Below are 23,454 nucleotides of genomic sequence, written 5' to 3'. Positions count from 1 at the left end.
AGTGGCTACGGCGTGACAGGTCCGCCTTCGCCAGGATGAAAAGAGCGGTTCGTATATCGTGATAGGGTTTGGTAAAGAAGGCACCAAATAGAGGTAATAACATTTGAGAGTGGCTACGGCGTGACAGGTCCGCCTTCGCCAGGATGAAAAGAGCGGTTCGTATATCGTGATAGGGTTTGGTAAAGAGGAAGGGAAATAGTAGTAAAGCGTGAACAACAAAACAAAAGCATTGCGATAAAACAAGTCCGGAGCATTGCGCGCCGGACTTTGTATTTCCCCATCACTGATTACCAGAGCTTACCGCTCTGGTCGTATTATCTCCTGTGTGCTGCGTTCTGCGTGCTGCGTTCTAGAGCTTTAGCTCCGGCTTGCCGTCCTGATCCCATCCCCGCTTCTCATAATACATCCCCAGGATCTTCTCATAATCATCCCGGTCGATGACCTTACCCGCTGTGGGGCCTGAGGGTACCGGATCTTCGAAGGATCGCTGGGCAGGATAGTCATCTTTGCGGCTGATGCCCAGGCTTACATTGATGGCCCGAGTAAGATCGTAAATGTGTCTGGATCTTTCAAACAGTTCGTCCATAGACAGATCCTGGCCGGTAATGGCCTTGTAGAACCGCTGGTAATACTCCTCCGGGAACCCGAGTTCGATCCATGGAAGCCTGCACACTCCCAGCATGTCAAAGAGGGGCCTCACCGTCTGGTGGTAGATCAGGAAGTTGATCTTGTCCTCGAACTCCAGGTTGTTGCCCGTCTCCAGTTCGTTGAAGACAGTAAGGGCTCGGGTGTGATGAGCTCCAATATCTGAGGTTCCGTACCCCAGGGCCATGGAGATGGCTCCGCGGGCGTCATAGGCCGACTGCTCCAGGCCCTTGACGTGATTGATGACGCGGGCCATTTCAGGCCAGCGGCTGATTATGGCCCTGGCCCCGCCGGCAAGCGTATTTCCTACGCCATCCCTGAAGGCGATCTTGTTGATAAGTGCCAGGATGGAGTCCTCGTCCCCCCATTCGATCTCGATACCATCTATATCTTCAGAGGTGATAAAGCCTCTCTCCAGGCCTTCGATGACAGCACCGATGATGGAGCCGGTGGAAATAGTGTCCACTCCCAGTTCATCGCACAGGGCGTTGGCCTTGAGGATATAGGCAAAGTTGGAGGAACCAAGGTTGCTGCCGAGCATCGCCGCGGACTCGTACTCCGGGCCCTCGGTGACGGTACCCCGGTACTTGCCTTCCTTGACGAGACATACATTTCCGCAGGACATGGAACACCCGAAACAGGCCGAATCCCCGATTTTGTAACGGTCCTCCATCATGTAACCGTTCATCCGGTCGGCCTTGTCGTAGACCGTTTCCTGGAAATTCCTGGTGGGCAGGATCCCCATCTTGTTGGCGTAATCCACCACCGACATGAGACCCTGGTCCTGCCAGAACTTGAAGAATTCGTGACTCTTAAGCAGAGCGTACCCCTCGGCGGAGGCTTCCATCAACCCTGGAAGGTCGAAAATGGGAAGATCTCTGGAACCTCTGACAGCAACAGCTTTGAGGTTCTTGGACCCCATGACCGCGCCGATCCCGATCCGGCCCGCGTTACGGCTCCAGTCTGTGTTGACACAGGCGTAGACGACAGCGTTCTCTCCGGCCGGCCCAATGCAGGCGATCTTCATGTCCTCATCGCCGGTGGCTTCCCGGACCATGTGCTCGCCTTCCAGGGCGGTAGCCCCTGCGGCATGAGGTATGGGGATCACCTTGACCGTATCGTCCTGGATGCTCAGGGCAGACAGCACCGGGGCCTTGCCCTTGATCACCACAGCGTCATAACCGGCCTGGCGAAGTTCCACACCGAAGACCCCGCCGATGCTGGAATCACCGTAGATACCCGTCGCCGGCGAGATAGTAATGAATGAGTTCTTGCCCGAAGCCGGGAGGTAAGCGCCGGTGAGGGGACCGGGGGCGATGATAAGGATGTTGTCCGGCCCCAGGGGATCGATCCTCTTTTTCCTTCCCTTGAGGTGGTCGGCAAGGATCCTGGCGCCGAAACCGCGTCCGCCGATGTATTGGAGGGCAAAGTCCTCGTCGAAAGGGCGCACCTCGCTCGTCCCTGACGTGAGGTCCACTTCCAGGATCTTAAAAAAATAACCCCCCTTAACGGTCATCGCTGCCGCCCTTCGTGATCTTCGCGTATTTGAGGGTCTTCTTCTGGCCGTCGTCCATGTACTCCACCTTGCTCATTTTGGCGTAGCTGTGTGCCGCCGAAAGGCGATGGGCCTGACCCAGTATGTGCTTGGGGTGAAACTTGAGCGCTTCCTTGGGACAGGCCTGGACACATAGAGGTTCGCCGCCGTCACACAGGTCGCATTTGAAAGGATGCTCAATGTCCTCGTGAAGGAACATGGCGCCAAAGGGGCAACTGGTCAGGCACTGGTTGCAGGAGATGCACTTCTCCTGGTCAAGGTGCACGACCCCGTTTTCCTTGTAAATGGCGTTGGTGGGACATCCTTCCCCGCACTTGGGCACGCCGCACTGCTTGCAGACGATGGGCATGCGGATCACAGGGTGCGGATACAGCACCATGACCCGCATACGGCTCTTTTTGGGGTTGTTGGCCCCCTCACGTCCAACGCTGCAGGCAAGCTCGCAGATCTTGCACCCGGAGCATCTCTCCGGGATGACTGTTAGATGCATCGATTACCTCCATTGATTTGGAAAGGTTCATATAATTAGCAGAAAGAGCACTGGAATGCCAGAGAACCGTGGAGCGTAGAGCGTAGAGAAATATTTTTGCACTCCACTTGTCAAGCATCTATTTGTAGTGTTTATGGCTTTTTGAAATTATCCGCATAATTGCCTATAATGGAAAAACGAAATCTGGGGTTTTCAGGATTTCAACCATGACAGGGTCGCAAAAAGTCCGTGATCGGCTTTTTGCGAAGCCATCAACCTTTCACAGTTCACTATTCACGGAGGTTTTATGAGCAAAGTCATCATTTATGGAAAACTCAGCTGACCCTACACCGTGAAGGCCCGTGAGGCCTTTGAGGGAGAGGGACGAACGGTCGACTACAGGGATGTCCTTGCAGATCCAGGTTCACTGGACGAGATGCTAAAGGTCACTGGGGGCAAGCGGCAGGTCCCGGTCATCGTCGACGGCGAAAAGATCAAGGTCGGCTATGGCGGGACGTGAGGGGTGTAATTTTCCCCCGCGTTGCGGGGAAAAATCAATCTCACATCTCAGATTTCAGATCTCAGATCAGACATAACCACTACCTGGTGGTTGATGTTTAACTCAATTTGAGATCTGAGATTTGAGATCATCCATCCAGCCTATCCTACCTTGCCGGATGGCTGGATCAACTTTTCAATTGATTCATCACCCATTTCCCTGACAAGGGAAAACTTCTTAATCATGTTCCTGTTTACAGCGAAGAAGGACTGGCTCAGGTTGGCCTCGTCCAGTTCCTTCTGGATGCGGGGATCTATCATGTTGTCCAGCTTTTCCGTCGTATTCCAGTCTGTCAGTACACCGATGAACCGACCTGGGTCACATGGCGCCAGAGCCCTTTCCATACAGGCTTCCACAGTGCTCGCTATCTTCTGCACTGATATGATCCCGGAAACTTCCTCCATGGTGGACAGGTCCATGGAAACGTAGAGGTTTATCTGGTTCCTCCTCTCATATTTGGCCTGGCTGGAACGCCTGTTAGCAGGGATATCGTAGTCTCGGACCCCCACAATGAAAGACTTGTTGACGTAGTGCCCATTGACGGTCTTCATTATCGGAGAGTGGTTATTAAGCATCCTGACGATAGAAGAAACGGTCACCTGGTCATTGATGACCTTCTGGCGATACCTTTTGAGTTCCTCCATTTTGAGGATACTGACGGGATATTGCGGGAATATGCTTATGTATCTCATAGCGCTTCGCCTAGTGCAGAGTGTAATGTGTAGAGTGTAGAGTTAAGGGCATTCAATAATATCCCGATAATCAAGAGCAGTTCCTCTGCACTCTACACTCTCCTATACCCACGACAGAATCGCTGTACCCGTGACTACCAGGATCAGCCCCCAAAGTCTCAGGCCGCTGTTTGACATCGAACTCCATGTTCGGAGGAGTGGCTGAACTTTTTCCTTCTCACCGAGGAACAAGAATATGCCAATTCCCGTGAACATCAACCCGAGGAGGAAGAGGAACCAGACCACACCGCTCCAGAATGACGCAACACAGAGCAGGACTCCAAAAGTTGCACCCGCGATGCCCCAGATCCTGTGGCTGCCTTTTTCAATCAACATTCCGGTTATTTCTAAAGCCCTCTCCGTGTGCAGAACAAGAAAGCTGCCTTTGGCGATAAATAATATAGCTACCACATACAGGAACCAGACCATTGCTATCCTCCTCCCGGTACTTCAGTATTTCTCGATGTCATCCACATCGATCCAGGGCGCCCCCCCCAGGGTATCGAATACAACACCATAGACAAGGATATGATCACCCTTCCCGGACTTTTGGACCACCTTCACAACGTATTCATCCTCTCTGTTGGCAAAAAGTCTCCAGAGGACAATGTCGTTCTGCGTTACCTGGAAATTGAGATACTCGGAGGAGTTCCTGGGACTTTTAAATTGGGCCGTTTTTCTTCCAATTCCCGGACCTTCGACATAGATCGGCAGGGCACTGTGCAGGGTGCCGGGAAACTTGACCTTTTTCCCCTGGTGGCTACGAGGGTATCTTGCGACCTCTTCCAGTTTGGTGTCCTCGTATGTTGAAAGGATCGCCCCAATCTTTGCTCTGGCTTCTTCAGCGTTGCGGTTGTCGGGATACGTGGAAATGAACCACCGGTATTGGCTTATCTTGTTGGCCTCCTTTACCGGTATGTAGCGGAGATCATCTCTCCTTTTCATGGCACTTCCCGCATAGTAGTTGTCAGGGTGTTTTTTAAGAAAATCCTCAAGGGCCTGGTGCGTGCCTTTCACCTTGAAAGGACGATACACAAGGCCGTCATAGATACGCTGAGCCTCTTCACGGAATTCGCTGTCAGGGTTCCGGGTGATAAAGTCACCGAAAGATTCCAGGGTACCGTTACGAAAGGCAATAATGAAGTCACCGTACTCCCTGAGGTTGCTGAATATCAGGATGGTCCTGGTTTCCCGGATCTGCCGGGCAACAGCATCGGGCAAAGGTTCACTGTGGATCACATCGGAAAAAACATCCTTTACGAAGATCTGGGATACAGGCTCGCCGGAATCCGTGAAGACATAAAGGATCTCCCCCGGCACCAGCGAGTCAAGACCGTTACCCTCACGGCTGATCTTGACCACCGAGGACACGGAACTCAAGGTTGCTCCGCCCCGCACCAACTCTCCGTAAGCAGCTGGCGTTACGCAAATTATCAATAGCAGGCATACGCTAAAGATCTCGGCTGATCTTGTCATTAAAGTGCCACCTTTAAGGTAACTATAGTTGCTCCCCAACCACCAGCTGTTTCCTCTGCTCCCTTGAAGGAAGAGACAAAATCCAACCGGTTAAGCAGGGAGTGCACTATCTTCCGCTGAATCCCTTTTCCCTTACCGTGAATGATCCGCACCTGGCTGATCTTTTTTCCCAGGCAGACACGCAGGTATTCCTCCACCACATCCGCTGTCTCATTGGGACGAAAGGTGTGAAGATCCAGGACACCATCTACCGGTATCCAAACCTGTTCATCCGACACGATACTCTTCCACATCCATGAGGCTCATGGGCTGAACCTCCATAACAGCTTCATCTACTTCAGATCTTATCACCAGAATAGACACCTTGTCTCCGGAAGTACCGGCTTTCGTGTAGCGCGCCGTCAGGGCAGCGGCTGCCAGAATATCCTGTTCGGAGGCATTGGGATCAAGGATGGTGAGTGGGCCTGGAGCGTCGCTTTGCTTCAGCTGAATGTCCCCTGCACGGATCAACGGTTTAAGGTCCTCATTGTCCTTGTGATGCCTGCCCACCACAGCCTTACTACCTCCTGGAAGGCGAAAATGGCGTCCCAGTTTCAGCTTCTCCACATCAATTGGGTCTGCTGAAGGGTTTGTATCGAACAGTTCATCAAGGCGCACCGAGAACCCGGGGTCGGTGAGAAGGCAGCCTCCCCCCGGAGCAGGGTACTCTGAAAGTCCCCAGTCCTGAGCCATTTGCATCTGTCTTTTCCGCGAGCGGCCCTGAATATCCAGCATCTGCTTTCTGTCCACCAGCCCATCCCTTTCGGGGTCGGTTTCAAGCAGGAGCTTTGCTGATAACGGACGCAGAATAAGGCCCTGGTAGCCTGAAGCCTCTTCCACCAGCTTCAGAGCCTTGAGGTTCTGGGACATTGGCCGCTGCCCCAGAACCTCACCCGAGAAAAGAAAGTGAGCCCCAAGCTCCTCCATGAGCTCTCCCGCTTTTGCAAACATCATGGCGTGGCAATCGATACACGGGTTCATATTCTTGCCGTAACCGTAATGCGGAGACTTGACCATGACCAGATGGTCCACCGTTATATCCTCGATCCTGTAGGGGATATCGAGCTGGGTGGCCGCGGCAACCCCTTTGGTGCTCCCGAAGAAGGGGGTCTGGAAAATGATCGCCGTGACCTTGATCCCCTGCCTGCGAAGCAGCTCTGCCGCCAGCATGCTGTCGAGACCGCCAGAGAGGAGACCAAGGGCGTGGGTGCCAGTAGAAGTAGAAGTAGAAGTAGAAGTCATACTTATAGGATTAGACTAACTTCATCATTTCGTCCAGTACGCACGCAAAATTACTAATAAAAAGCCCGGGCGGTTCCCCGCCCGGGCTTTTTGACGATCAAACGCTCGCAGGATCTATTTCACAAAACCCTTGACGAACTGGGTCGTCACTGACTTGGGCCTCTCAATGGGTGCACCCAGAGCCCTGTTGTAGATCAGCTGGGCCCCGACGCCGAGGGCGCGGGAAACGCTGAACAGGACCGTATAGAAGGGGAACTCCTTGATACCGAAATGATAGACCAGGGAACCGGAGGCCGCATCGACGTTGGGCCAGGGGTTCTTTGCTTTTCCCTGTTCCTTGAGGATCCCGGGCACCAGGTCGAACATTTTGGCCACCGTTTTGAACACTGGATCCTCCGGTATTCTCTCCTTGCCCCACGCAACCTGAGCAGTGAAACGGGGATCGGTTACCCTGAGAACGGCATGCCCGTAACCGGGGATGACCTTGCCGCTGTTAAGGGTGTCCCAGCAGTACTCGGTGAGCTGTTCGTCGGTGGGGGCTCCACCGTACTTCTCGATCATCTCGAGAACAAAGGACAGACACTCCTGGTTAGCCAGACCGTGGAGCGGTCCGGCCAATCCGTTCAGGCCGCCGGAAAGAGAATAGTAAAAATCAGAAAGTGCGGAACCGATGGTGTGACACGCATGGGCGCTGACGTTGCCGCTCTCGTGGTCAGAGTGCAGAGTCAGGTAGAGCCTCATGAGATCAGCCAGCTTGCCTTCCGGATCGGGCAGGCCAAGCATTTTGGCCATGTTGCCTCCCCAGTCATCCTTGGGGTCGTGGGGGATCAATTTGCCATCGTGGAACCTGATCCTGTAGATACCGGCCGCCAGCTCCGGGAGTTTGGCGATCAGGTTAAGGACATCCTCCATGGTGGATTCCCAGTACTCCGTCTTTTTAACCCCCGCCGCGTAAGCCTTGGCATACTCGGACAGGTTCTGCATCGCCAGGATACCCACACTGATCATGGCCATGGGGTGGGCATCCTTGGGCATGGCCCTCATCACATCCCAGACATACGCGGGAACACCCGCTCTCGCGGTAAGGTCTGCCTGCAGGCCCTTGAGTTCATCTGCATTGGGCAGTTCTCCTGTCACCAGAAGCCAGAATATCTCCTCGGGAAGCTTGTCGGTTATCTCAAGGAGGGGGATGCCGCGGATAATGAGACCCTTATCGGGACTGACTTCCGAGGTATCGCATATCATACTCTTGATACCCCTCATCCCACCGTAGGCCTGAGCGACCGTAGCTTCGGAAAGAACAACGTCACCGTGGCTCTTCACAAGGTTTCGGATGTCATCCCTGATAGCTGGGAGACTTCCCCCGAATTTTTCCTTTAAGCTAGCCATAACACAACTCCTTCCCTGATTTTAGAAAGCTTCGCTTCCCAGTTTGAGATTTGACTGAAATAATGGTATCCCCATAAAAGACAACCCGAATCGGATAAGTTTTAAGCTGAAGACAGGGTCCCAGAAACGATAATCAGAAGCATGGGAACATTGCTAAGACAGGCACCCTGAAAATTGTATACAAAATACAGTATAAACTATGCTGTATGCAAGCAGTTTTTCACTTTCACCTCGGATTACCTTGGCGCACAGGGCGACCTGTGGTTTGTTTCACACTTTGGATCTGGTCTAAAATCATGCCAGACTCAAAGTTATCTATTGCAGAGAGCGGGCTGAAATGAATCGTCTGGAACCAGGAGCAACAGGACAATTCACTGTTACTGTGGGGGAAAAACACCTTGCAAGCTCCATGGGGAACACCGGTGTCGATGTGCTGGCTACACCCATGGTGGCAATGATGTTCGAAGCCGCAGCCACCGATGCACTGAAAACAGTCATGAGACCCGATGAGATCTCCGTAGGCACCTGGATCTCCGTCTACCATCTGAAACCCACACCACCAGGCATGTCTATTACAGCCAGGGTTACCTTGATAGAATCCAGGGGTGTAAAATATCTGTTCGATGTCGAGGTACACGACGAAGTGGAAAAGGTGGCGGAGGGGAAGATAGAGCGGGCGATAATTGATAAAGACAGATTTTATCGCTCGCTCAGGGAAAAGGAAAGAGGTACAAGGAATAAGTAGGAAAAACATTGAGAATTGAGCATTCCTGATTGAGAACTGGAGGATCATACGCCGGATGGTTGTTTTAATCCTCAATCCTCAATTCGGAATTCGGAATTAAATACTTTATGGACCACTTATTAATCTCCTCCGAGATCCAGTTCCTCACCCTGCTTACCGTAGCGGCCGCCATCGCTGTGGCCGTCAAGTACATTCGGCTCCCCTACACCATCGCCCTGGTGTTCGGCGGCCTCCTCGTCAGCCTGGCAGCAGTAAAGCCCTATCGCCTCACCGAGGAGCTTATCCTCTTCATTTTTCTTCCACCCCTCCTTTTTGAAGGGGCGATCCACTTTGAACTGACTGACCTGAAACGCAACATGAAGACCATCGGGGCTCTTGCCTTCCCCGGACTCATGGTCTCCGGGTTCCTGGCGGGCTACCTTATTCAGCGCATGACAGGGCTTCCCATGACGGTGGCCCTACTGGTGGGGGTTATGATCACCCCGACCGACCCCATATCGGTCCTGGCCCTTTTTAAAAAGCTGGGTGTTTCCAAGCGCCTGTCCATGATCGTGGAAGGTGAGTCGGTTTTCAACGACGGCACCGGCATTGTCCTTTACAGCGTTATCATCGGCATTGTCACCTCCGGATCTCTAAACGTCACCGCATCCGTCTTTCTCTTCCTGAAGGTTGTGGTAGGTGGACTCCTTACCGGAGTGGTTTTCGGTTACCTGGCGTTTCTCCTCCTCAAACGCCTCGACGATCATGTCCTGGAGGTGCTCATCACACTGCTCCTGGCCTTTGGAGCGTTTATCGTAGCGGAACACACTCTCCACGTTTCCGGTGTCATGGCAGTGGTCGCGGCCGGAGTCCTCATAGGCAACCAGGGGGCAAGGCTTGCCATGAGCCCCACCACGCGACTCGCGATCAAGAATTTCTGGGAGATCGCGGCTTTCATCATCAACTCCCTCATATTCCTGATGATAGGTACCCAGATCCACGTATTCGAGCTCTGGTCGATCTGGCCTTTCATTTTGGGTGGTTTTGCCATTGTCACAATTGCCAGAGCCGCAGCCTGCTATCCTACCCTTCTCCTTCTCAACCTTTCGGGAGAACGGCTGCCAATGAGGTGGCTGCACGTGATCAATTGGGGCGGCATCCACGGATCGATCCCTGTTGCCCTGGCTCTCGGCCTGCCGGAAATGCCTGAAAGAACCTTCATAATCAATCTGGTTTTCGGCATCGTGTTCCTGTCCCTGACTGTCCAGGGCCTTACGGTATCACCCCTGGTCAGAGCGTTGGGACTTGGAGGACGGATGGTGGAAGAAGAACAGTATGAGCGTGCTGTAGCACGGTCGGTAGCGATCAGGCGAGCACTGGATGAAATGAAGAACAAGCTCACCTCCGGGAGAGTGACTAAAATGATCTTCGACCGTGTGGCCGGTGAACTGGAGGAGGAGTTGAGGATTATCCAGTTTCGGATCGAGGAGTTGGGGGCACACCCGGATGTACAGCGCTCCTGGGAAAACAGGACGCGACAGGCGACCCTCACCCTTCAAAAGAGCACCCTCTACGAAATGATGATCCAGGGCGACCTCTCTCACGAAGCGGCTGATGAACTTATGAGGGGGATTGACGACCGCCTTGAAAAGCTGGAGAGCGAGGAAGAAATAGGATAAGCGATCTCAGATCTCAGATCTCAGATCTCAGACTGAGGCTTTATATCTTAATATATTTTATGAATATTAACAGCAAACCATATTTTGAGATTTGAGATATGAGATTTGAGATTGGTATTTAACCATGATCCCCAACCTCTCCATACCTTCCATAAAGATCTTCGGCCCGTTGCAGATCCATCCCTTCGGGGCTATCGTGGCCCTGGCACTGATAGTTGGCTATCATCTCACCCTGCGGCGGGCCCAAAAAACCGGGCTAGGTACCGAGATCATGGGCACCGCGGGCATCTGGGCGGCTGTTATCGGGTTCGCCATATCACACTTTTTCTGGGCATTTTTTTACAACTACCATCTTGTCAAAGAAAACCCCCTCATGCTGCTCATGATCTGGAGAGGTATCTCCTCGTACGGCGGTTTTTTCGGAGGTGCGCTGGGTGCATGGATCTGCCTCAGGAGAAAAAAAACTGCTCCATACCCCTATCTCGAAGCCCTCCTTTACGGCCTGGTCCCTGCCTGGGCCATCGCCAGGCTCGGCTGCACTATCGCCTTTGACCACCCCGGCCGCGTTACAAACTTTGTCCTGGGCATGGCGGACATGAAGGGGGTCGTACGGCACAACCTTGGTTTTTATGAAATGCTATGGACGGTCATTCTAACAATAATATTATACGGCCTGAGGAACTATAAACCTTTTCGGGGGTTCCCCATCGCGCTGATTTTCCTCCTCTACTCATCAGTAAGGTTCTACCTTGACAGTCTTCGGGTAGAGGACCGCCTGTATTGGGGACTTACGCCAGGACAGTACTTTTCGATGATCGTGTTCGGGATCGGGGTGTGGATCGCATGGAAAGGGATGAGGGGAAGATCCAGGACGCAGCACGCAGAACGCAGTGAAAAATAGAATGCAGAATGTGGAATGTAGAACGTAGAAGAAGATCAAAAACAGGGATCGCCTTGATCAGATTATGGCATACGATGACCCGTCTTTGTTCTTCGAACTTCCGTCGTCGCCTTCGGCTCTGCCGTGACAAGTCGCCGTGGCAGGCAAGTGCAACTGGATTCCGGTCATCGCTTTCGCTCTGCCCGGAATGACAGAGCCCGAGGATTTTTCGTGTCCCCGCGTCCCCGGGTCTCTGCGTCTTTACGTCAAACGGTCCTTTTTTACCGTTTCTTCCTCAACTTGCCTCCGTCCAGAGCGATAGTGCCATCGATATCGGTAAGGCTCACCTGGTGTAAGTCGGGATGATCCGTCGACTCCTCCCTGAATACCAGCGTGTGTTTCCCGATGGTTATCCTGTCGCCGTCCTTGATGCCGCTTTTCCAGTTAATAAGCACATCGTTGACATGAACCCCGTTGGTGCTTTTTTTGTCCTCCACAAAGAAGGGGAAGCCCTGTCGGTAGATCTCTGCGTGGAACCGGGATACAGCCGGGTTTTCCAGATGGATGTGATTCGATGAATCCCGTCCGATCTTGATGGTCTCGTTGCCCACATGAACTTCCCGCAGGGTCTGATCCTTGAACATGACGATAAGTTTGGCCATTTATTAGTCCTCTGTCCTCTAGTAGTTAACCCTTCGACAAAGCTCAGGGTCCCGATCCTGTCGAGGGGTGGTCAGCAGTCAGATGGAACGATAGCAAAACATTGAATTAAAAGGAATCCAGAATTCATGAGCAGAGAGTTGGGAACCAAAACCGGGATGCGGAGAGTATAAGAACCAATGGCGATGCAGGATTCCCTTCGTCACACCTGCGGTGTTCCTCAGGACAAACTCACTCTTGACCTGCGGTCATCAGGTTCTCATCCTGCATCGATAGAATCAGAGAAATAAAAAACAGCCCGCCGATTGGCGGGCTGTTTTTATATCTGGTACGCGATGCAGGATTCGAACCTGCGGCCTCTGCCTCCGGAGGGCAGCGCTCTATCCAACTGAGCTAATCGCGCTGGTTTTTAGTCCAATTTTCTGATTCTTCCTACCCCTTGAGGGTAGAGGATAAGAGGAGAGGATAAAAAACAGTCCCCTCAAAAACTCAAGGCCCACCAGGGCCTGAAATGGAAATCCGGGTATCACCGGGGTTGGTCCAGGTAAAGGATTGAAGAAGCAGATCTATTCCACCTTCCTCCTCCCCTATTCACCATTCTTCAGTCGTTTCTCCACCGATGCCACTTTCCCCGCAGCAGTCGCATCTTTATCTCTCCGCTCATCAATGACCAAGCGGGTTGACACCCGTCCAACCCCCTGGTTAAACGGCAGCCGGTGCAGCATGCGTACTGCCTCGAGGACCTCCTCCAGCGTTCCCTCCAAAACAGTACCCATGGGGGTAAGAGTGTAACGGATGCCTGTATCCTTGAGAGCCTTGACGGCATCTGCCACAAAACGACTGAGGCTGGGAGTGCCCGTACCCAAAGGGACGACTGTAATTTCAGCGATTACCATGACCGGATTTTACCTCATTGATTGTGATGTTAAAAGGTAAAATCCGGAAGGATGAATGGGAATGGGGAATAATCGATGTCCTGGTCCTGGTCCTGGTAAAACGGCCAGTCCGTATCTAAACCCAGGTCAAGGTCAAGGTCCAGGTCCAGACGTTATTTCCCCTTCTCCATAAGAAGCTTCATTCGCTCCATGGGGGTCAGTTTCTTTGCTTCAGGTGTGGCAGCCTGTGCAGACACCTGACCCGATTGGGCAGTTGCTTCAGGTGCGGACATCTGCTCAACTTCCATCCCCTCCGGTTCCTCCTGGATGCTCCCGATAACAGCTTCGAGTCCACTGTCTGTGAGAAGGGTTTTTAAACGATCCTCGGCCTCCGGCGTTCTGCCTTTATCAAAAAAGAGTCTCTCCAGCGAGCGCAGCGGATCAGCATATTCCGAATCTTTTTGAAGCGCTTCGATGTACTTGTCCCTGGCCTTCTCTGGATAGCCTTTTTCGTGGTACCGCTTCCCCAGACCGAAGAACAGGAGCGCATTGTTTTTAGGCTGATAGGTCAGCTTGCCGCGGGTGGTCTCTTCCTCGGCAGTAGGTTCGTCGGCAATGCCAAGCTTCGCTTCCAGGTCTTCCTTGAGATCCAACTCCGCGCTTGATGGAAAGCTGGCATATTTATAATCCAGGGTCCCGTCTGGTTTGAAAAACAGCACTGTGGGAAGAACAATGACCCCTATCTCGTTGAAAAACTCCAACTGCGAATCCACAACCACCGGAAGATCGATCTCCCTCTGGGCGATATATTCCCTAACTTTCTGAACATCCTCGGGCTGCATGTCCTGGTGATCTGCGTTGATAGTGAACACGTTAACCCCGTAGTCCCTGTATTCGTCCCCGTACTTTTTCCACAACTGCAGCGCAGGCTCCGATCGAGGGCTCCAGGTGGACCAGAACAACAGAACAGTCAACCCTTCCTCAACCGGCAGGATTATTTTCTCCCGTTCGATAGTCCTGAACTGCCTGGGTTTTATTTTCTGACCAACCTCGATCCCTCTTTCCGGCTGGCCTACGGCGGGGACAGCCAGGGTGGCAACGAGGATCACTACCGCAAGTATTGCTGTTTTGTTTTGAAAGTTCATTGACATACCTCTTGAGTAAGACAGTCTCAAATGACCACATAACGCTTAATATTATCAGTCGAGTACAAAAAGAGGAACGGGGAAGTTACGATTGTGTAACCTTTCACTAATGCACGATTTGCGTAAACAAGCCATGAGTGTGCTTAATTTCCATTAACCCTTGTGAACACAAGAGCTCAATTACCCAAAATGTAATATTCGGTAATTTGACTGTTTTGGACTCAAAACTACCGGGAAGAGCCTGGAGAGGGAGCATTTTTTTCCATGAGCTGACGCATTCGCTCCGTGGCATCGATCTTTTTAGGCACCTCGATCAATAGGGGCTTCCCCTCCCCGATCCGGTCCACCTGGCCATCAAGGCCGTTCTCCATCAGGAAGGTCTTAAGCCTGGCCTCATCTTCTGGTGTCCTGCCGTCGCCGAAAAAAATCCCTTCCATGGCGCGCAGGGGATCCTGGTATTCAGGATCCCTTTGAAGAGCAATGATGATCCGTTGAAGCGCTTTTTCCCTGAACCCTTTTTTGTAAAGCCGGACACCCAGATTGTAGTACAGGAGCGCGTTGTTTTTCGGCTGATACTCCAGCTTGCCTCTTGAGGCCTCTTCCTCTTGCGTCTGCCTTTTCCTGAGGCCGAGGGTGACCTCAAGCTCCTCCTGAAGGTCAAGGGCCGCGCTGGCTGGGAAACTGGGGTACCGGTAGAGTACTTTCCCCGAGCTTTCCAGGAAAAAAGCTGTCGGCAATGCAATGACAGCATAGGTATTGAAAAGGTTCAATCCTCCATCCAGGACGACAGGAAGGTTTGGGATATTTTCCACGATGTATTGGTCGATGCTCTGAAGTTCCTGGCTGGAAAGTTCATCCCGCTCAGCGTTGACCGTTATAATGGTCAGGGATTGATCAGCATAGTCATCCTTGAACTTATTCCAGAGCTCAAGGGCCTGCTTCGACCTCGAACTCCAGGTCGCCCAGAACAGAACCACTGTGATCCCTTCATTCGCCGGGATCATGATCGCATTGCCCTGGATAGTTTTTTCAGGCATCCAGGGGACAATATCCCCTTCAACGATCTCTCTGTTGCTCTGCTCGTGGATGGCCAGGGCGGAAACAGGCCATCCCAGGCTGAACAAAATAACCAGGGAACCCAGGCGCATTAAGATATTATAAACCGGATTTATTCTGGATGATCCCGGGATCATATCTTTATCCTTTGTGAAGAAAAGGGCTCGGCAGAGTAAATCTCCGCCAGGCCCTGAAAAATTATGGTTCGGGATGCTTTACGCGTCAGTGTCAGTATCTGTGTACTCAGCGTCAACGACATCATCGTCGTCTCCGCCAGGGCCACCATCCGGAGCCGGATCACCTTCGGCGGCACCAGAGTCACTCTGCGCGGCCTGGTAGAGAACCTCGGCAAGTTTGTGAGAGGCTTTGCTGATCTCCTCAATTGCGCTCTCCATCTCGCCCTTGTCAGAGCCCTTGATGGCCTCACGCCCCTTTTCGAGTGCATCCTCTATATTTTTTGCATTCTCCTCATCGATCTTGTCGCGATTCTCCTTGAGGTTCTTGTCAACCTCGTAGACCAGGTTATCGAGTCTGTTGCGAACCTCGACAGTCTCCTTCTTGAGGCGATCATCCTCACCATGGGACTCGGCATCGGACACCATGCGTTGGACCTCATCGTCAGACAGGCCGGTGGACGCCTCGATCTTGATAGACTGCTCCTTGCCGGTGGCGGTGTCTTTAGCGGACACGTTCACGATACCGTCAGCGTCGATGTTGAAGGTCACCTCGACCTTCGGCATTCCACGAGGCGCGGGAGGAAGTCCTATGAGGTGAAACTTTCCGAGGGTCCGGTTATCAACAGCCATCTGCCTTTCACCCTGGAGCACATGTATCTCCACCTGGGTCTGGTTATCATCCGCAGTGGTAAAGGTCTCCGACTTGCGATGGGGTATGGTGGTGTTTCTCTCGATGAGGACGGTCATGACACCGCCCAGGGTCTCGATACCCATGGAGAGAGGAGTCACGTCGAGCAGAAGAACATCCTTGACCTCTCCTGACAGCACGCCCGCCTGGACCGCCGCGCCCAGGGCAACGACTTCGTCCGGGTTGACCCCCCTGTGGGGTTCCTTCCCAAACAGGTCCTGAACAGCCTTCTGAACCATGGGGATTCTTGTGGAACCACCAACCAGGATCACCTCATCAATATCGGCCGGTTTGAGTCCGGCATCTTTTAAGGCCTGTTTGCACGGACCGATGGTCCTCTTAACAAGGTCACCTATCATCTGCTCGAACTTGGCCAGGGTCAGCTTGATGTTGAGATGTTTTGGGCCACTCTGATCGGCTGTGACGAAGGGCAGGTTGATGTCGGTTTCCTGGGTAGTGGAAAGCTCAATTTTGGCTTTTTCCGCAGCCTCCTTGAGCCTCTGCATGGCCATGGGATCACCCGACAAGTCTATCCCCTGGTCCTTCTTGAACTCCACTACCAGATAGTCGATGATGACCTGGTCGATATTGTCGCCGCCCAGATGGGTATCGCCGTTGGTGCTCTTTACCTCGACCACGTTGTCACCGACTTCAAGGATGGAGATGTCGAAGGTGCCTCCGCCGAAGTCGTAGACTGCGATCTTCTCATCAGCCTTCTTGTCCAGACCGTAGGCCAGCGCCGCAGCTGTGGGTTCGTTAACGATACGAAGCACCTCAAGACCGGCTATCTTGCCAGCGTCCTTGGTGGCCTGTCTCTGACTGTCGTTGAAATAAGCCGGAACAGTGATGACAGCCTGTGTAACCTTTTCGCCCAGATAATCCTCAGCCGCCTTCTTCAGCTTCTGAAGGATCATGGCGGAAATCTCAGGGGGAGTGTAGGTTTTGTCGTCGATCTTGACCACCACGCCACCGGAACTGTCCTTATCCACCTTGTAAGGTACAATCTTGATCTCCTCGGGAACCTCTTTTAGACGCCTTCCCATGAACCGCTTGATGGAGTAGATCGTTCTCTCCGGATTGGTTACGGCCTGCCGCTTGGCTACCTGGCCAACAAGACGACCGTTGTCCTTGGTGAAAGCCGCAACAGAAGGTGTGGTTCGTCCGCCCTCTTCGTTGGGAATGATCTTGGGGCTCCCTCCCTCCATAACAGCAACGGCCGAGTAGGTCGTTCCAAGGTCGATCCCTATTACTTTTGCCATGGTTCTGTACCTCCTTAAATGCTCTTTATATTAAAAGAAACGGTTAATTGACCTTCTAATGAGTGTAAAAATAACCACGCTATGACCCATGTCAATGAAGAACGAATGTGGAATGTGTTCATCATCTCAATAAGGCTGTCAAGATCATTTCGCCTGTTTTTCCTGTGTTCTACATTCTACATTCAACATTCTGAGGTATTTCGGTTCTACATTCTTAACTTTATCAAACAGGCAGGCACCGTAAGCTCTCATTAATGCCAACTTGCTTGACAAAATTGACATATGGGCCTAATTAAAGGGGTAATGCACAGCAGATCCGATAATTCGACCCTACATCCAGAACCTGTCATCGTTCCTCGCTCGGAACATACACTTTCCCGTTCCAGTATCGACCCCGACGCCCTTAAGGTGCTCTACCGGCTCAATCGTCACGGGCATATCGCCTATTTGGTCGGTGGGGGTGTCAGGGATCTGCTGTTGGGAAAAAAACCCAAAGACTTTGACATCAGCACCTCAGCACACCCTCATGAGATCAAAAAGATCTTCGGCAACTGCCGCCTTATCGGCCGCCGATTCCGTCTCGCTCACCTCTATTTCAGGGGTGGAAAGATCATTGAAGTCTCAACCTTTCGGACCATTTCCGAGATCAACGCGGAGGGCGGACCGGTCACCTCAGACAACACTTTCGGCACACCGTGGGAGGATGCATTTCGAAGGGATTTCACCGTAAACGCCCTCTTTTACAACATTTCCGATTTTTCGGTGATCGACTATGTCAACGGCTTGAAGGACCTGGAAAACCGGCTGATCCGCTGCATTGGTGACCCTGAAGTCCGTTTCCGCGAGGACCCTATCCGCATGCTGCGCGGAGTCAGGTTCGCCGCATTGCTCGATTGTGATCTTGACTCTGAGAGTGAGCGGCTCATCCGGGAATCAAAAGATGACATATGGGAAGGCGCCACACCCAGGATTCTGGAGGAGATCATCCGCATGATGGGTCGGGGCACGGCGGCCAGCGCATTTGGCCGTCTTCAGGAACTCGGGCTGCTCTCGACCCTTTTCCCCGAGATAGACCAGCACATCAGGATAGAAGGTGGCAATTTTTACCACGACCTTTTTTCAAAACTGGACAAACGGTTGCGCTCCGGCGAAACCCCGCATCCATGGCTTATCTTCGCCTGCCTTTTCTACCCCTATTATGATTTCCTCTATCGAGGGAGTTCCGGTGACGATCTTTTAAAGCTGGCTCGAGACGCCATTTTACCGATCTGTCGGCGTATGCAGGTACCCAAGCGGATGCAGGATATCATCAGGCAGATCCTGGCGGCACAAGTCCGTCTTTTCGAACTTCGCGGAAGCAGATTCAAACCTCGTACGGTCCTGCGGAAATCCTATTTCAGGGACGCCTTTACCCTATTTGAGATCGTGGCCTCTACCACCCCGGAAGGCAGGGAACTCATCAGTGAGTGGCAGAAACTTGAGGGTCCTTCACCTTCTCAAAAACCCGATCCAAAGCGGACCCGTCGAAGGAGAAAACGTGGCCCCAAGCCCCCTTCCGTCGCGCCCGCAGGATAACATCACGGTCATCCTCCACCGACCTGCCATTCCCGAGAACATAGGATCAGTCGCCCGGGCCATGGGGAACACCGGATTTTCCAGGCTTATCATCTCCTGCCCTGAAACTGAGGACTGGCCTACCGCCGGTAAACTGGCCGTTTCGGCCGCCCACATTCTTGACAGGGCTCCCCGATGCGGTTCCCTGGAAGAAGCCATCGCCCTTTCTGAAGCCAGGTACCTCGTGGGAACCACCGGCAGGAGCAGAAAATATTGGCAGTCCACCGAGATCGGGACTGCAGCCCCCCAGATCCTCAGCCGTTCAATTTCAGGGGGAACCGCCCTACTTTTTGGTCCCGAAAGTACCGGATTAAACAATGAGGAGCTGACACTCTGCCATACGACAGTGACCCTACCCTTCGATGGGGAACTGGCCAGCTACAACCTGGCCCAGGCGGTCCTGCTCGTTCTATTCACTCTCATGACCCATGCCAAGCCTGAATCTCCACCGGCTTCTCCTGACTCTGCCTCCTTCGAGGAGGTTGAAGGGATGTATACCCACATTCAGGAACTTCTCACGGAGGTGGGGTTCCTGTGGGAGGACAACCCGGATCACATGATGAAAGCGGTGAGGGAGTTTGTGAACCGCGCGGGGCCGGGGGAGAGTGAAGTGAAGATGATCAGAGGTGTTTGCCGTAAGTTGCTGTATCATCTAAGGAACAAGTAATGGCAAACACGCCCGATCATCTGAAGGAGGAACAGGGAAGCCCTTCGACAAGCTCAGGGTCCCGAGCCTGGTCGAGGGAGAGGGAGGAGGAATTTTATGAATTCCTTCATCCTTCACCCTTCTTTCTTCCCCCTTCCGAGAAACACCTAAATCAAAATCTGAATTATTTCCCCCTACTCAAAACCTCAAACCTCAAACTTCAAACCTTCATTTTGGTCTGACCAATTCCCTTCCATGCTTGTGAAAGTTCGCATTAGTGCTATGTTTGAGCCATAAAATTGGCCCTTGTGCTTTTTTTCTCAAAAAAATGCTTGACATGCCAAGCGGAGCTTGTTATAAATTACACAAGCTCAGAAAACGAAACCACACAACTTGAGGTTGGGGAGGAAAACAAAATGACAGAATTCATGATGACAATGGCTGTAATCGCTCTGGTTTTTATAACCGCGACTATCCTGGTAGTTCTGCTGTCCGGTGGGCTTCTTCGGATGAAAAAGGGAATATTCAATCGCGAAGCGAAAGATGTAAATTCTAAATAACCCTTTAATTTAAGTAGATAAACGTATCCCAAGGAGGAAAATAAAATGTTAGAGTTCATCACAATGTTGTCCGTAGTCGCCATGGTATTTTGCGCCGCAACCGTGTTCATAGCTCTCTTCGCTGGTGGTGTTCTGAAAGCCAGCCGGGCCCTGCGGTCACGCGCAACCCAGGAAATCAGCTAAAATATCAGCAACATCTCGAATGAAAGGAGCCATACGGCTCCTTTTTTCGTTTCAGCAAAAAGCGGTAAGAGCTGTTTAACCTGGCGCACCAGAGGACGCAGAGAGAAGATCTCGTACGTGCGTGGAGGGTGCGTGCGTGTGTGCGTGTGTGTGAAAAACACGGTATCGGCGTATCGTCGTGTCGGGGAAAAGCACAAAAAGTTGGACAATGCTACGATGGGTAGTTGTTAGATTTTACGCATTGGAATATTTCTTTCTCTGCACGCTGCACTCTGCACTTTGCACTTTGCACTTTGCACTGATTATCCCCATCCCTTTCAACCCTTCATCCCTGAAAAATATTGCCGTTTTTTGAGGGTCTGAGTTTTGAGCTTTGTCACCAAACACTGATTTTCCCCTGTACTCCCGCCCGTTTCGTGCTTTAATAGACTCATGCGCATTGAACACATTGCCGTCTGGACACAGAATCTGCAGGCCATGGTGGAGTTTTACTGCCAATGGTTCCAGGCTGAGGCGGGGCCCAAGTACGCCAACGATTTAAAGGGGTTTGAATCGTACTTCATTACCTTCCCGTCGGGGGCGCGCCTGGAGGTGATGAGGTCTGCCGCGGCACCCGAACCGTCCCCGGAGCATGCAGAATCTTCCTCCGGATATGCCCACATCGCTTTCTCGGTGGGATCGGAATTTAAGGTCGACATCCTTACGCAGCAGCTTCGGGAAGCGGGACACACTGTACTGGACGGACCGCGGCGCACAGGGGACGGATACTACGAGAGCGTTGTCCTGGACCCGGATGGTAATAAGGTGGAGATCACGGTTTGAGCGTTGCGAATTGCGGATTGAGAATTGAGGATTTTTCATTTGCGATCCTGAATCCGGAATCCGGAATCCGGAATTCATAATGAAAATTCTATTCATCGGCGGCACAGGCATCATCTCCTCCTCCTGCTCACGGGAAGCTGTCAGGCAGGGGCATGAACTGTTTCATCTCAATCGGGGAAGCCACCCGGACCTGGCACCCCCCGGCGTCACTACTTTAAAAGCGGATATTCGGAATTCGCAGCAAGTGGGAAAAGCCTTAGCCGGTCACCGTTTTGACTGCATCGTCAACTGGGTTGCCTTCGAACCTGAACATGTGCGCCAGGATATCAAGCTCCTAGGACCGTTGACGCAACACTACATCTTCATCAGTTCCGCCTCTGTCTATCTCAAACCTCCGCCCCACTGGTTTATCACCGAAGAAACCCCCGTCGGAAACCCTTACTGGCCTTACGCTCAAGGCAAGATCGCCTGCGAAGAATTGCTCCTTGATAACCACAGGAAGAACGGTTTCCCTGTGACGATCGTGAGGCCGTCACACACCTATACTGACGGCTGGGTCCCCACTCCCATTGGGTCAAGGGATTTTACCATTGCCCGGAGGCTGCTGGACGGCAAAAAGGTCATCTCTCCGGGCAACGGCCAATCTCTCTGGACCATTACCCACAGCGACGATTTTGCCAGAGGTTTTACGGGCCTCCTCGTTACCCCTGAAGCTGTCGGAGAGATCTTTCACATCACCTCTGACGAAGCCCGGACGTGGGACGCCTTTTACAGAATCATCGGAAAGACTCTGGGCCTGGATGTGAACATCGTCCACATCCCATCTGATGTAGTCAACGAGATCAGTTCGACCCTGGGCCAGGGCTTGATGGGAGACAAGGGCTACAGCATGGTCTTCGACAACTCCAAGATAAAACGGTTTGTCCCGGGTTTTTCCGCACTGATCCCATTCCAGGAGGGGATCCACAGGTCCCTGAATTGGTTTGAGGAAGACCCGGTCCGGAAGGTCGTGGACCCGGCAAGGGACGCCGAGATCGACAGGGTTTTGAAGGTATGGGCTCAACAGAATGCAGAACGCAGGACGCAGAACGCAGAATAAGATCAACTGCTGACTAAACGCGGAGTTCGCGGAGGAACGCGGAGGGGAACCTTAACTCTTGGGGGAGCCACCGATACTATAAAGGCGATGCTTTTCACCAATCACGATTCACGAATCACGGCCTTTCCCTCTACACCCTACACTCTACACCCTGCACTCTGCACTGATTTATATTCTCTCCCCCGTTTCCGGATCAAAGAAAAAGACCTTGTTCATGTCGGTGACCAATTTCATGGTCTCACCCGGCTTCCCGGCACTGTCCGGGTGAACGCGGCAGGTGACCTTCACGCCGTTGATCTTGACGAAAATGATGGTATCGGCGCCTGTCGGCTCCACCACCGTCACCCGGCACTCCAGCTCATGGACCTGGGGCTCTTCATCCTGGTCGGGTAGGGAATCGGACAGGTACTCGGGTCTGAGACCCAGAAGGACCTCCCGGCCCACCCACTTGGCCAGCGCACCGTTCCCTGGGGAGGCAGGAAGGGTATAGCTTTGGCCTCCATCCACATCCAGAACGACCCCTTGCCCGTCCCCGACCTGAACCACCTGGCTGGGCAGGAAATTCATGGCCGGCGATCCGATGAACCCGCCCACGAAAAGATTTGCGGGGTTTTTGTAGACGTTCCTGGGTGTATCGAGCTGCTGGATAGTCCCATCCTTTATAATGGCGATGCGGTCAGCCAGTGTCATGGCCTCGATCTGATCGTGGGTGACGTATACGGTAGTCACGCCAAGACGATGGTGGAGCAGCTTAATCTCCGTGCGCATCTCCACCCTGAGCTTGGCGTCCAGGTTGCTGAGGGGTTCGTCGAAAAGGAATATGGACGGGTTGCGCGCCAGGGCCCTGCCCATGGCAACCCGCTGCCGCTGTCCCCCGGAAAGCTGTGCCGGTTTCCTGTTCAGCAGTTCCTCGATCTGCAGGATGCCCGACACCTTCTTCACTATTTTTTTGATCTCATCTTTGGGGACCTTCCTCATCTCCAGCCCGAAGGAGATGTTCTTTCGCACGCTCATGCTGGGATACAGGGCATAGGTCTGGAACACCATGGCGATATCCCGATCCTTGGGGCTGACACCGTTTACCATCTGGTCACTGATAAAGATCTCCCCCCGGGTGACAATTTCCAGGCCGGCGATGAGGTTGAGCAGTGTGGATTTTCCGCACCCTGAGGGCCCCACCAGGACCAAAAACTCTCCTGACTGGATGTCCAGAGAAATATCCTTCAGGACCTCCACGTGCCCGAAGGATTTGTACACACCTTTGATCGTCAATGATGACACAT

General features: G+C 52.7%; 24 protein-coding genes and 1 tRNA gene. 10 read left to right on the top strand and 15 right to left on the bottom strand.

Annotation, left to right across the window (positions count from 1 at the left end; all coding sequences use genetic code 11):
- Positions 1-349 precede the first annotated feature (349 nt).
- Together P1S59_06075 and P1S59_06070 are read right to left on the bottom strand one after the other, a co-directional pair.
- Complete coding sequence (locus P1S59_06075; GenBank protein ID MDF1525816.1) at positions 350-2,161, bottom strand: aldehyde ferredoxin oxidoreductase family protein; 1,812 nt, start codon at positions 2,159-2,161, stop codon at positions 350-352.
- Positions 2,151-2,690 carry a 4Fe-4S dicluster domain-containing protein gene (locus P1S59_06070; GenBank protein MDF1525815.1) on the bottom strand — a complete coding sequence of 180 codons (540 nt, stop codon included), beginning with the start codon at positions 2,688-2,690 and terminating at the stop codon, positions 2,151-2,153. Before P1S59_06070 ends, P1S59_06075 begins: the two co-directional genes overlap by 11 nt.
- A 286-nt stretch (positions 2,691-2,976) precedes the next feature.
- Here P1S59_06070 and P1S59_06065 point away from each other — a divergent pair, with 286 nt between their 5' ends.
- Complete coding sequence (locus P1S59_06065; protein ID MDF1525814.1) at positions 2,977-3,189, top strand: UXX-star (seleno)protein family 1; 213 nt, start codon at positions 2,977-2,979, stop codon at positions 3,187-3,189.
- Between the two features lie 140 nt (positions 3,190-3,329).
- Here P1S59_06065 and P1S59_06060 read toward each other — a convergent pair whose 3' ends face one another.
- The 6 genes from P1S59_06060 to P1S59_06035 form a co-directional block, all read right to left on the bottom strand.
- Positions 3,330-3,920, bottom strand: coding sequence for a hypothetical protein (locus P1S59_06060; protein ID MDF1525813.1), 591 nt, complete (start codon positions 3,918-3,920; stop codon positions 3,330-3,332).
- A 102-nt stretch (positions 3,921-4,022) separates the two neighbouring features.
- Entirely contained in the window at positions 4,023-4,388 is a 366-nt protein-coding gene (locus P1S59_06055) for a hypothetical protein (GenBank protein MDF1525812.1), read from the bottom strand.
- Between the two features lie 21 nt (positions 4,389-4,409).
- Complete coding sequence (locus tag P1S59_06050; protein MDF1525811.1) at positions 4,410-5,435, bottom strand: hypothetical protein; 1,026 nt, start codon at positions 5,433-5,435, stop codon at positions 4,410-4,412.
- On the bottom strand, positions 5,435-5,728 hold the full coding sequence (locus tag P1S59_06045; protein ID MDF1525810.1) for a Smr/MutS family protein: 294 nt from the start codon (positions 5,726-5,728) through the stop codon (positions 5,435-5,437). Before P1S59_06045 ends, P1S59_06050 begins: the two co-directional genes overlap by 1 nt.
- Entirely contained in the window at positions 5,703-6,716 is a 1,014-nt protein-coding gene (locus P1S59_06040; GenBank protein ID MDF1525809.1) for a thiamine biosynthesis protein, read from the bottom strand. The genes P1S59_06045 and P1S59_06040 overlap by 26 nt, the downstream gene beginning before the upstream one ends.
- Positions 6,717-6,830: 114 nt before the next feature.
- Entirely contained in the window at positions 6,831-8,105 is a 1,275-nt protein-coding gene (locus P1S59_06035; GenBank protein MDF1525808.1) for a citrate (Si)-synthase, read from the bottom strand.
- A gap of 337 nt (positions 8,106-8,442) precedes the next feature.
- Here P1S59_06035 and P1S59_06030 point away from each other — a divergent pair, with 337 nt between their 5' ends.
- From P1S59_06030 to P1S59_06020, 3 genes are all read left to right on the top strand, one after another.
- Positions 8,443-8,850, top strand: coding sequence for a hotdog domain-containing protein (locus P1S59_06030; protein ID MDF1525807.1), 408 nt, complete (start codon positions 8,443-8,445; stop codon positions 8,848-8,850).
- A 107-nt stretch (positions 8,851-8,957) separates the two neighbouring features.
- Positions 8,958-10,508, top strand: a complete 1,551-nt coding sequence (locus tag P1S59_06025; protein ID MDF1525806.1) for a Na+/H+ antiporter — start codon at positions 8,958-8,960, stop codon at positions 10,506-10,508.
- Positions 10,509-10,632: 124 nt separating this feature from the next.
- On the top strand, positions 10,633-11,409 hold the full coding sequence (locus tag P1S59_06020; protein MDF1525805.1) for a prolipoprotein diacylglyceryl transferase: 777 nt from the start codon (positions 10,633-10,635) through the stop codon (positions 11,407-11,409).
- Between the two features lie 260 nt (positions 11,410-11,669).
- Here P1S59_06020 and P1S59_06015 read toward each other — a convergent pair whose 3' ends face one another.
- The 6 genes from P1S59_06015 to dnaK form a co-directional block, all read right to left on the bottom strand.
- Positions 11,670-12,050, bottom strand: coding sequence for an FHA domain-containing protein (locus P1S59_06015; GenBank protein ID MDF1525804.1), 381 nt, complete (start codon positions 12,048-12,050; stop codon positions 11,670-11,672).
- A 324-nt stretch (positions 12,051-12,374) separates the two neighbouring features.
- Positions 12,375-12,451 (bottom strand) — tRNA-Arg (locus P1S59_06010).
- A 184-nt stretch (positions 12,452-12,635) separates the two neighbouring features.
- Positions 12,636-12,944 (bottom strand): MTH1187 family thiamine-binding protein, encoded by a 309-nt coding sequence (locus P1S59_06005; protein ID MDF1525803.1) that lies wholly within the window; start codon positions 12,942-12,944, stop codon positions 12,636-12,638.
- 152 nt (positions 12,945-13,096) lie between these two features.
- A complete protein-coding gene (locus P1S59_06000; protein MDF1525802.1) occupies positions 13,097-14,068 on the bottom strand; it encodes a redoxin domain-containing protein in 972 nt (323 codons plus the stop codon).
- A gap of 227 nt (positions 14,069-14,295) precedes the next feature.
- Positions 14,296-15,261, bottom strand: a complete 966-nt coding sequence (locus P1S59_05995; GenBank protein ID MDF1525801.1) for a TlpA disulfide reductase family protein — start codon at positions 15,259-15,261, stop codon at positions 14,296-14,298.
- 78 nt (positions 15,262-15,339) lie between these two features.
- Positions 15,340-17,247 carry a molecular chaperone DnaK gene (gene dnaK / locus P1S59_05990; GenBank protein MDF1525800.1) on the bottom strand — a complete coding sequence of 636 codons (1,908 nt, stop codon included), beginning with the start codon at positions 17,245-17,247 and terminating at the stop codon, positions 15,340-15,342.
- A gap of 303 nt (positions 17,248-17,550) precedes the next feature.
- On the opposite strand from dnaK, the gene pcnB reads away from it, so the two are divergent.
- The 6 genes from pcnB to P1S59_05960 all read left to right on the top strand — a co-directional run bounded on the left by pcnB (position 17,551) and on the right by P1S59_05960 (position 22,171).
- Positions 17,551-18,822, top strand: coding sequence for a polynucleotide adenylyltransferase PcnB (pcnB, locus tag P1S59_05985; protein MDF1525799.1), 1,272 nt, complete (start codon positions 17,551-17,553; stop codon positions 18,820-18,822).
- Entirely contained in the window at positions 18,785-19,528 is a 744-nt protein-coding gene (locus P1S59_05980) for a TrmH family RNA methyltransferase (protein ID MDF1525798.1), read from the top strand. The genes pcnB and P1S59_05980 overlap by 38 nt, the downstream gene beginning before the upstream one ends.
- A 395-nt stretch (positions 19,529-19,923) precedes the next feature.
- On the top strand, positions 19,924-20,067 hold the full coding sequence (locus P1S59_05975) for a hypothetical protein (GenBank protein MDF1525797.1): 144 nt from the start codon (positions 19,924-19,926) through the stop codon (positions 20,065-20,067).
- 45 nt (positions 20,068-20,112) lie between these two features.
- Positions 20,113-20,250 carry a hypothetical protein gene (locus tag P1S59_05970; GenBank protein MDF1525796.1) on the top strand — a complete coding sequence of 46 codons (138 nt, stop codon included), beginning with the start codon at positions 20,113-20,115 and terminating at the stop codon, positions 20,248-20,250.
- A gap of 432 nt (positions 20,251-20,682) precedes the next feature.
- The gene (locus P1S59_05965; protein ID MDF1525795.1) at positions 20,683-21,072 is read left to right on the top strand and encodes a VOC family protein; all 390 of its coding nucleotides are present in this window, start codon (positions 20,683-20,685) and stop codon (positions 21,070-21,072) included.
- A 79-nt stretch (positions 21,073-21,151) separates the two neighbouring features.
- A complete protein-coding gene (locus P1S59_05960) occupies positions 21,152-22,171 on the top strand; it encodes an SDR family oxidoreductase (protein MDF1525794.1) in 1,020 nt (339 codons plus the stop codon).
- Between the two features lie 168 nt (positions 22,172-22,339).
- On the opposite strand, the gene ugpC is transcribed toward P1S59_05960, so the two are convergent.
- Positions 22,340-23,452, bottom strand: a complete 1,113-nt coding sequence (gene ugpC, locus P1S59_05955; GenBank protein ID MDF1525793.1) for a sn-glycerol-3-phosphate ABC transporter ATP-binding protein UgpC — start codon at positions 23,450-23,452, stop codon at positions 22,340-22,342.
- Positions 23,453-23,454: the final 2 nt, after the last annotated feature.

Source organism: bacterium (genome assembly GCA_029210965.1).
GTDB lineage: Bacteria > BMS3Abin14 > BMS3Abin14 > BMS3Abin14 > BMS3Abin14 > JALHUC01.
Note: the sequence above shows the minus strand (reverse complement) of the source record. Positions and strands in the feature narration are given on the sequence as shown.

Bases quoted from the DNA above. Each gene is read 5' to 3' on its own strand.
- P1S59_05995 (MDF1525801.1), bottom strand. From the start codon at position 15,261: ATGATCCCGGGATCATCCAGAATAAATCCGGTTTATAATATCTTAATG.
- P1S59_06000 (MDF1525802.1), bottom strand. From the start codon at position 14,068: ATGAACTTTCAAAACAAAACAGCAATACTTGCGGTAGTGATCCTCGTT.
- P1S59_06030 (MDF1525807.1), top strand. From the start codon at position 8,443: ATGAATCGTCTGGAACCAGGAGCAACAGGACAATTCACTGTTACTGTG.
- P1S59_06015 (MDF1525804.1), bottom strand. From the start codon at position 12,050: ATGGCCAAACTTATCGTCATGTTCAAGGATCAGACCCTGCGGGAAGTT.
- P1S59_06050 (MDF1525811.1), bottom strand. From the start codon at position 5,435: ATGACAAGATCAGCCGAGATCTTTAGCGTATGCCTGCTATTGATAATT.
- pcnB (MDF1525799.1), top strand. From the start codon at position 17,551: ATGCACAGCAGATCCGATAATTCGACCCTACATCCAGAACCTGTCATC.
- dnaK (MDF1525800.1), bottom strand. From the start codon at position 17,247: ATGGCAAAAGTAATAGGGATCGACCTTGGAACGACCTACTCGGCCGTT.
- P1S59_06025 (MDF1525806.1), top strand. From the start codon at position 8,958: ATGGACCACTTATTAATCTCCTCCGAGATCCAGTTCCTCACCCTGCTT.
- P1S59_06075 (MDF1525816.1), bottom strand. From the start codon at position 2,161: ATGACCGTTAAGGGGGGTTATTTTTTTAAGATCCTGGAAGTGGACCTC.
- P1S59_05960 (MDF1525794.1), top strand. From the start codon at position 21,152: ATGAAAATTCTATTCATCGGCGGCACAGGCATCATCTCCTCCTCCTGC.
- P1S59_06040 (MDF1525809.1), bottom strand. From the start codon at position 6,716: ATGACTTCTACTTCTACTTCTACTTCTACTGGCACCCACGCCCTTGGT.
- P1S59_06055 (MDF1525812.1), bottom strand. From the start codon at position 4,388: ATGGTCTGGTTCCTGTATGTGGTAGCTATATTATTTATCGCCAAAGGC.
- P1S59_05975 (MDF1525797.1), top strand. From the start codon at position 19,924: ATGACAGAATTCATGATGACAATGGCTGTAATCGCTCTGGTTTTTATA.
- P1S59_05965 (MDF1525795.1), top strand. From the start codon at position 20,683: ATGCGCATTGAACACATTGCCGTCTGGACACAGAATCTGCAGGCCATG.
- P1S59_05970 (MDF1525796.1), top strand. From the start codon at position 20,113: ATGTTAGAGTTCATCACAATGTTGTCCGTAGTCGCCATGGTATTTTGC.
- P1S59_06045 (MDF1525810.1), bottom strand. From the start codon at position 5,728: ATGTGGAAGAGTATCGTGTCGGATGAACAGGTTTGGATACCGGTAGAT.
- P1S59_06070 (MDF1525815.1), bottom strand. From the start codon at position 2,690: ATGCATCTAACAGTCATCCCGGAGAGATGCTCCGGGTGCAAGATCTGC.
- P1S59_06035 (MDF1525808.1), bottom strand. From the start codon at position 8,105: ATGGCTAGCTTAAAGGAAAAATTCGGGGGAAGTCTCCCAGCTATCAGG.
- P1S59_06020 (MDF1525805.1), top strand. From the start codon at position 10,633: ATGATCCCCAACCTCTCCATACCTTCCATAAAGATCTTCGGCCCGTTG.
- P1S59_06060 (MDF1525813.1), bottom strand. From the start codon at position 3,920: ATGAGATACATAAGCATATTCCCGCAATATCCCGTCAGTATCCTCAAA.
- P1S59_06005 (MDF1525803.1), bottom strand. From the start codon at position 12,944: ATGGTAATCGCTGAAATTACAGTCGTCCCTTTGGGTACGGGCACTCCC.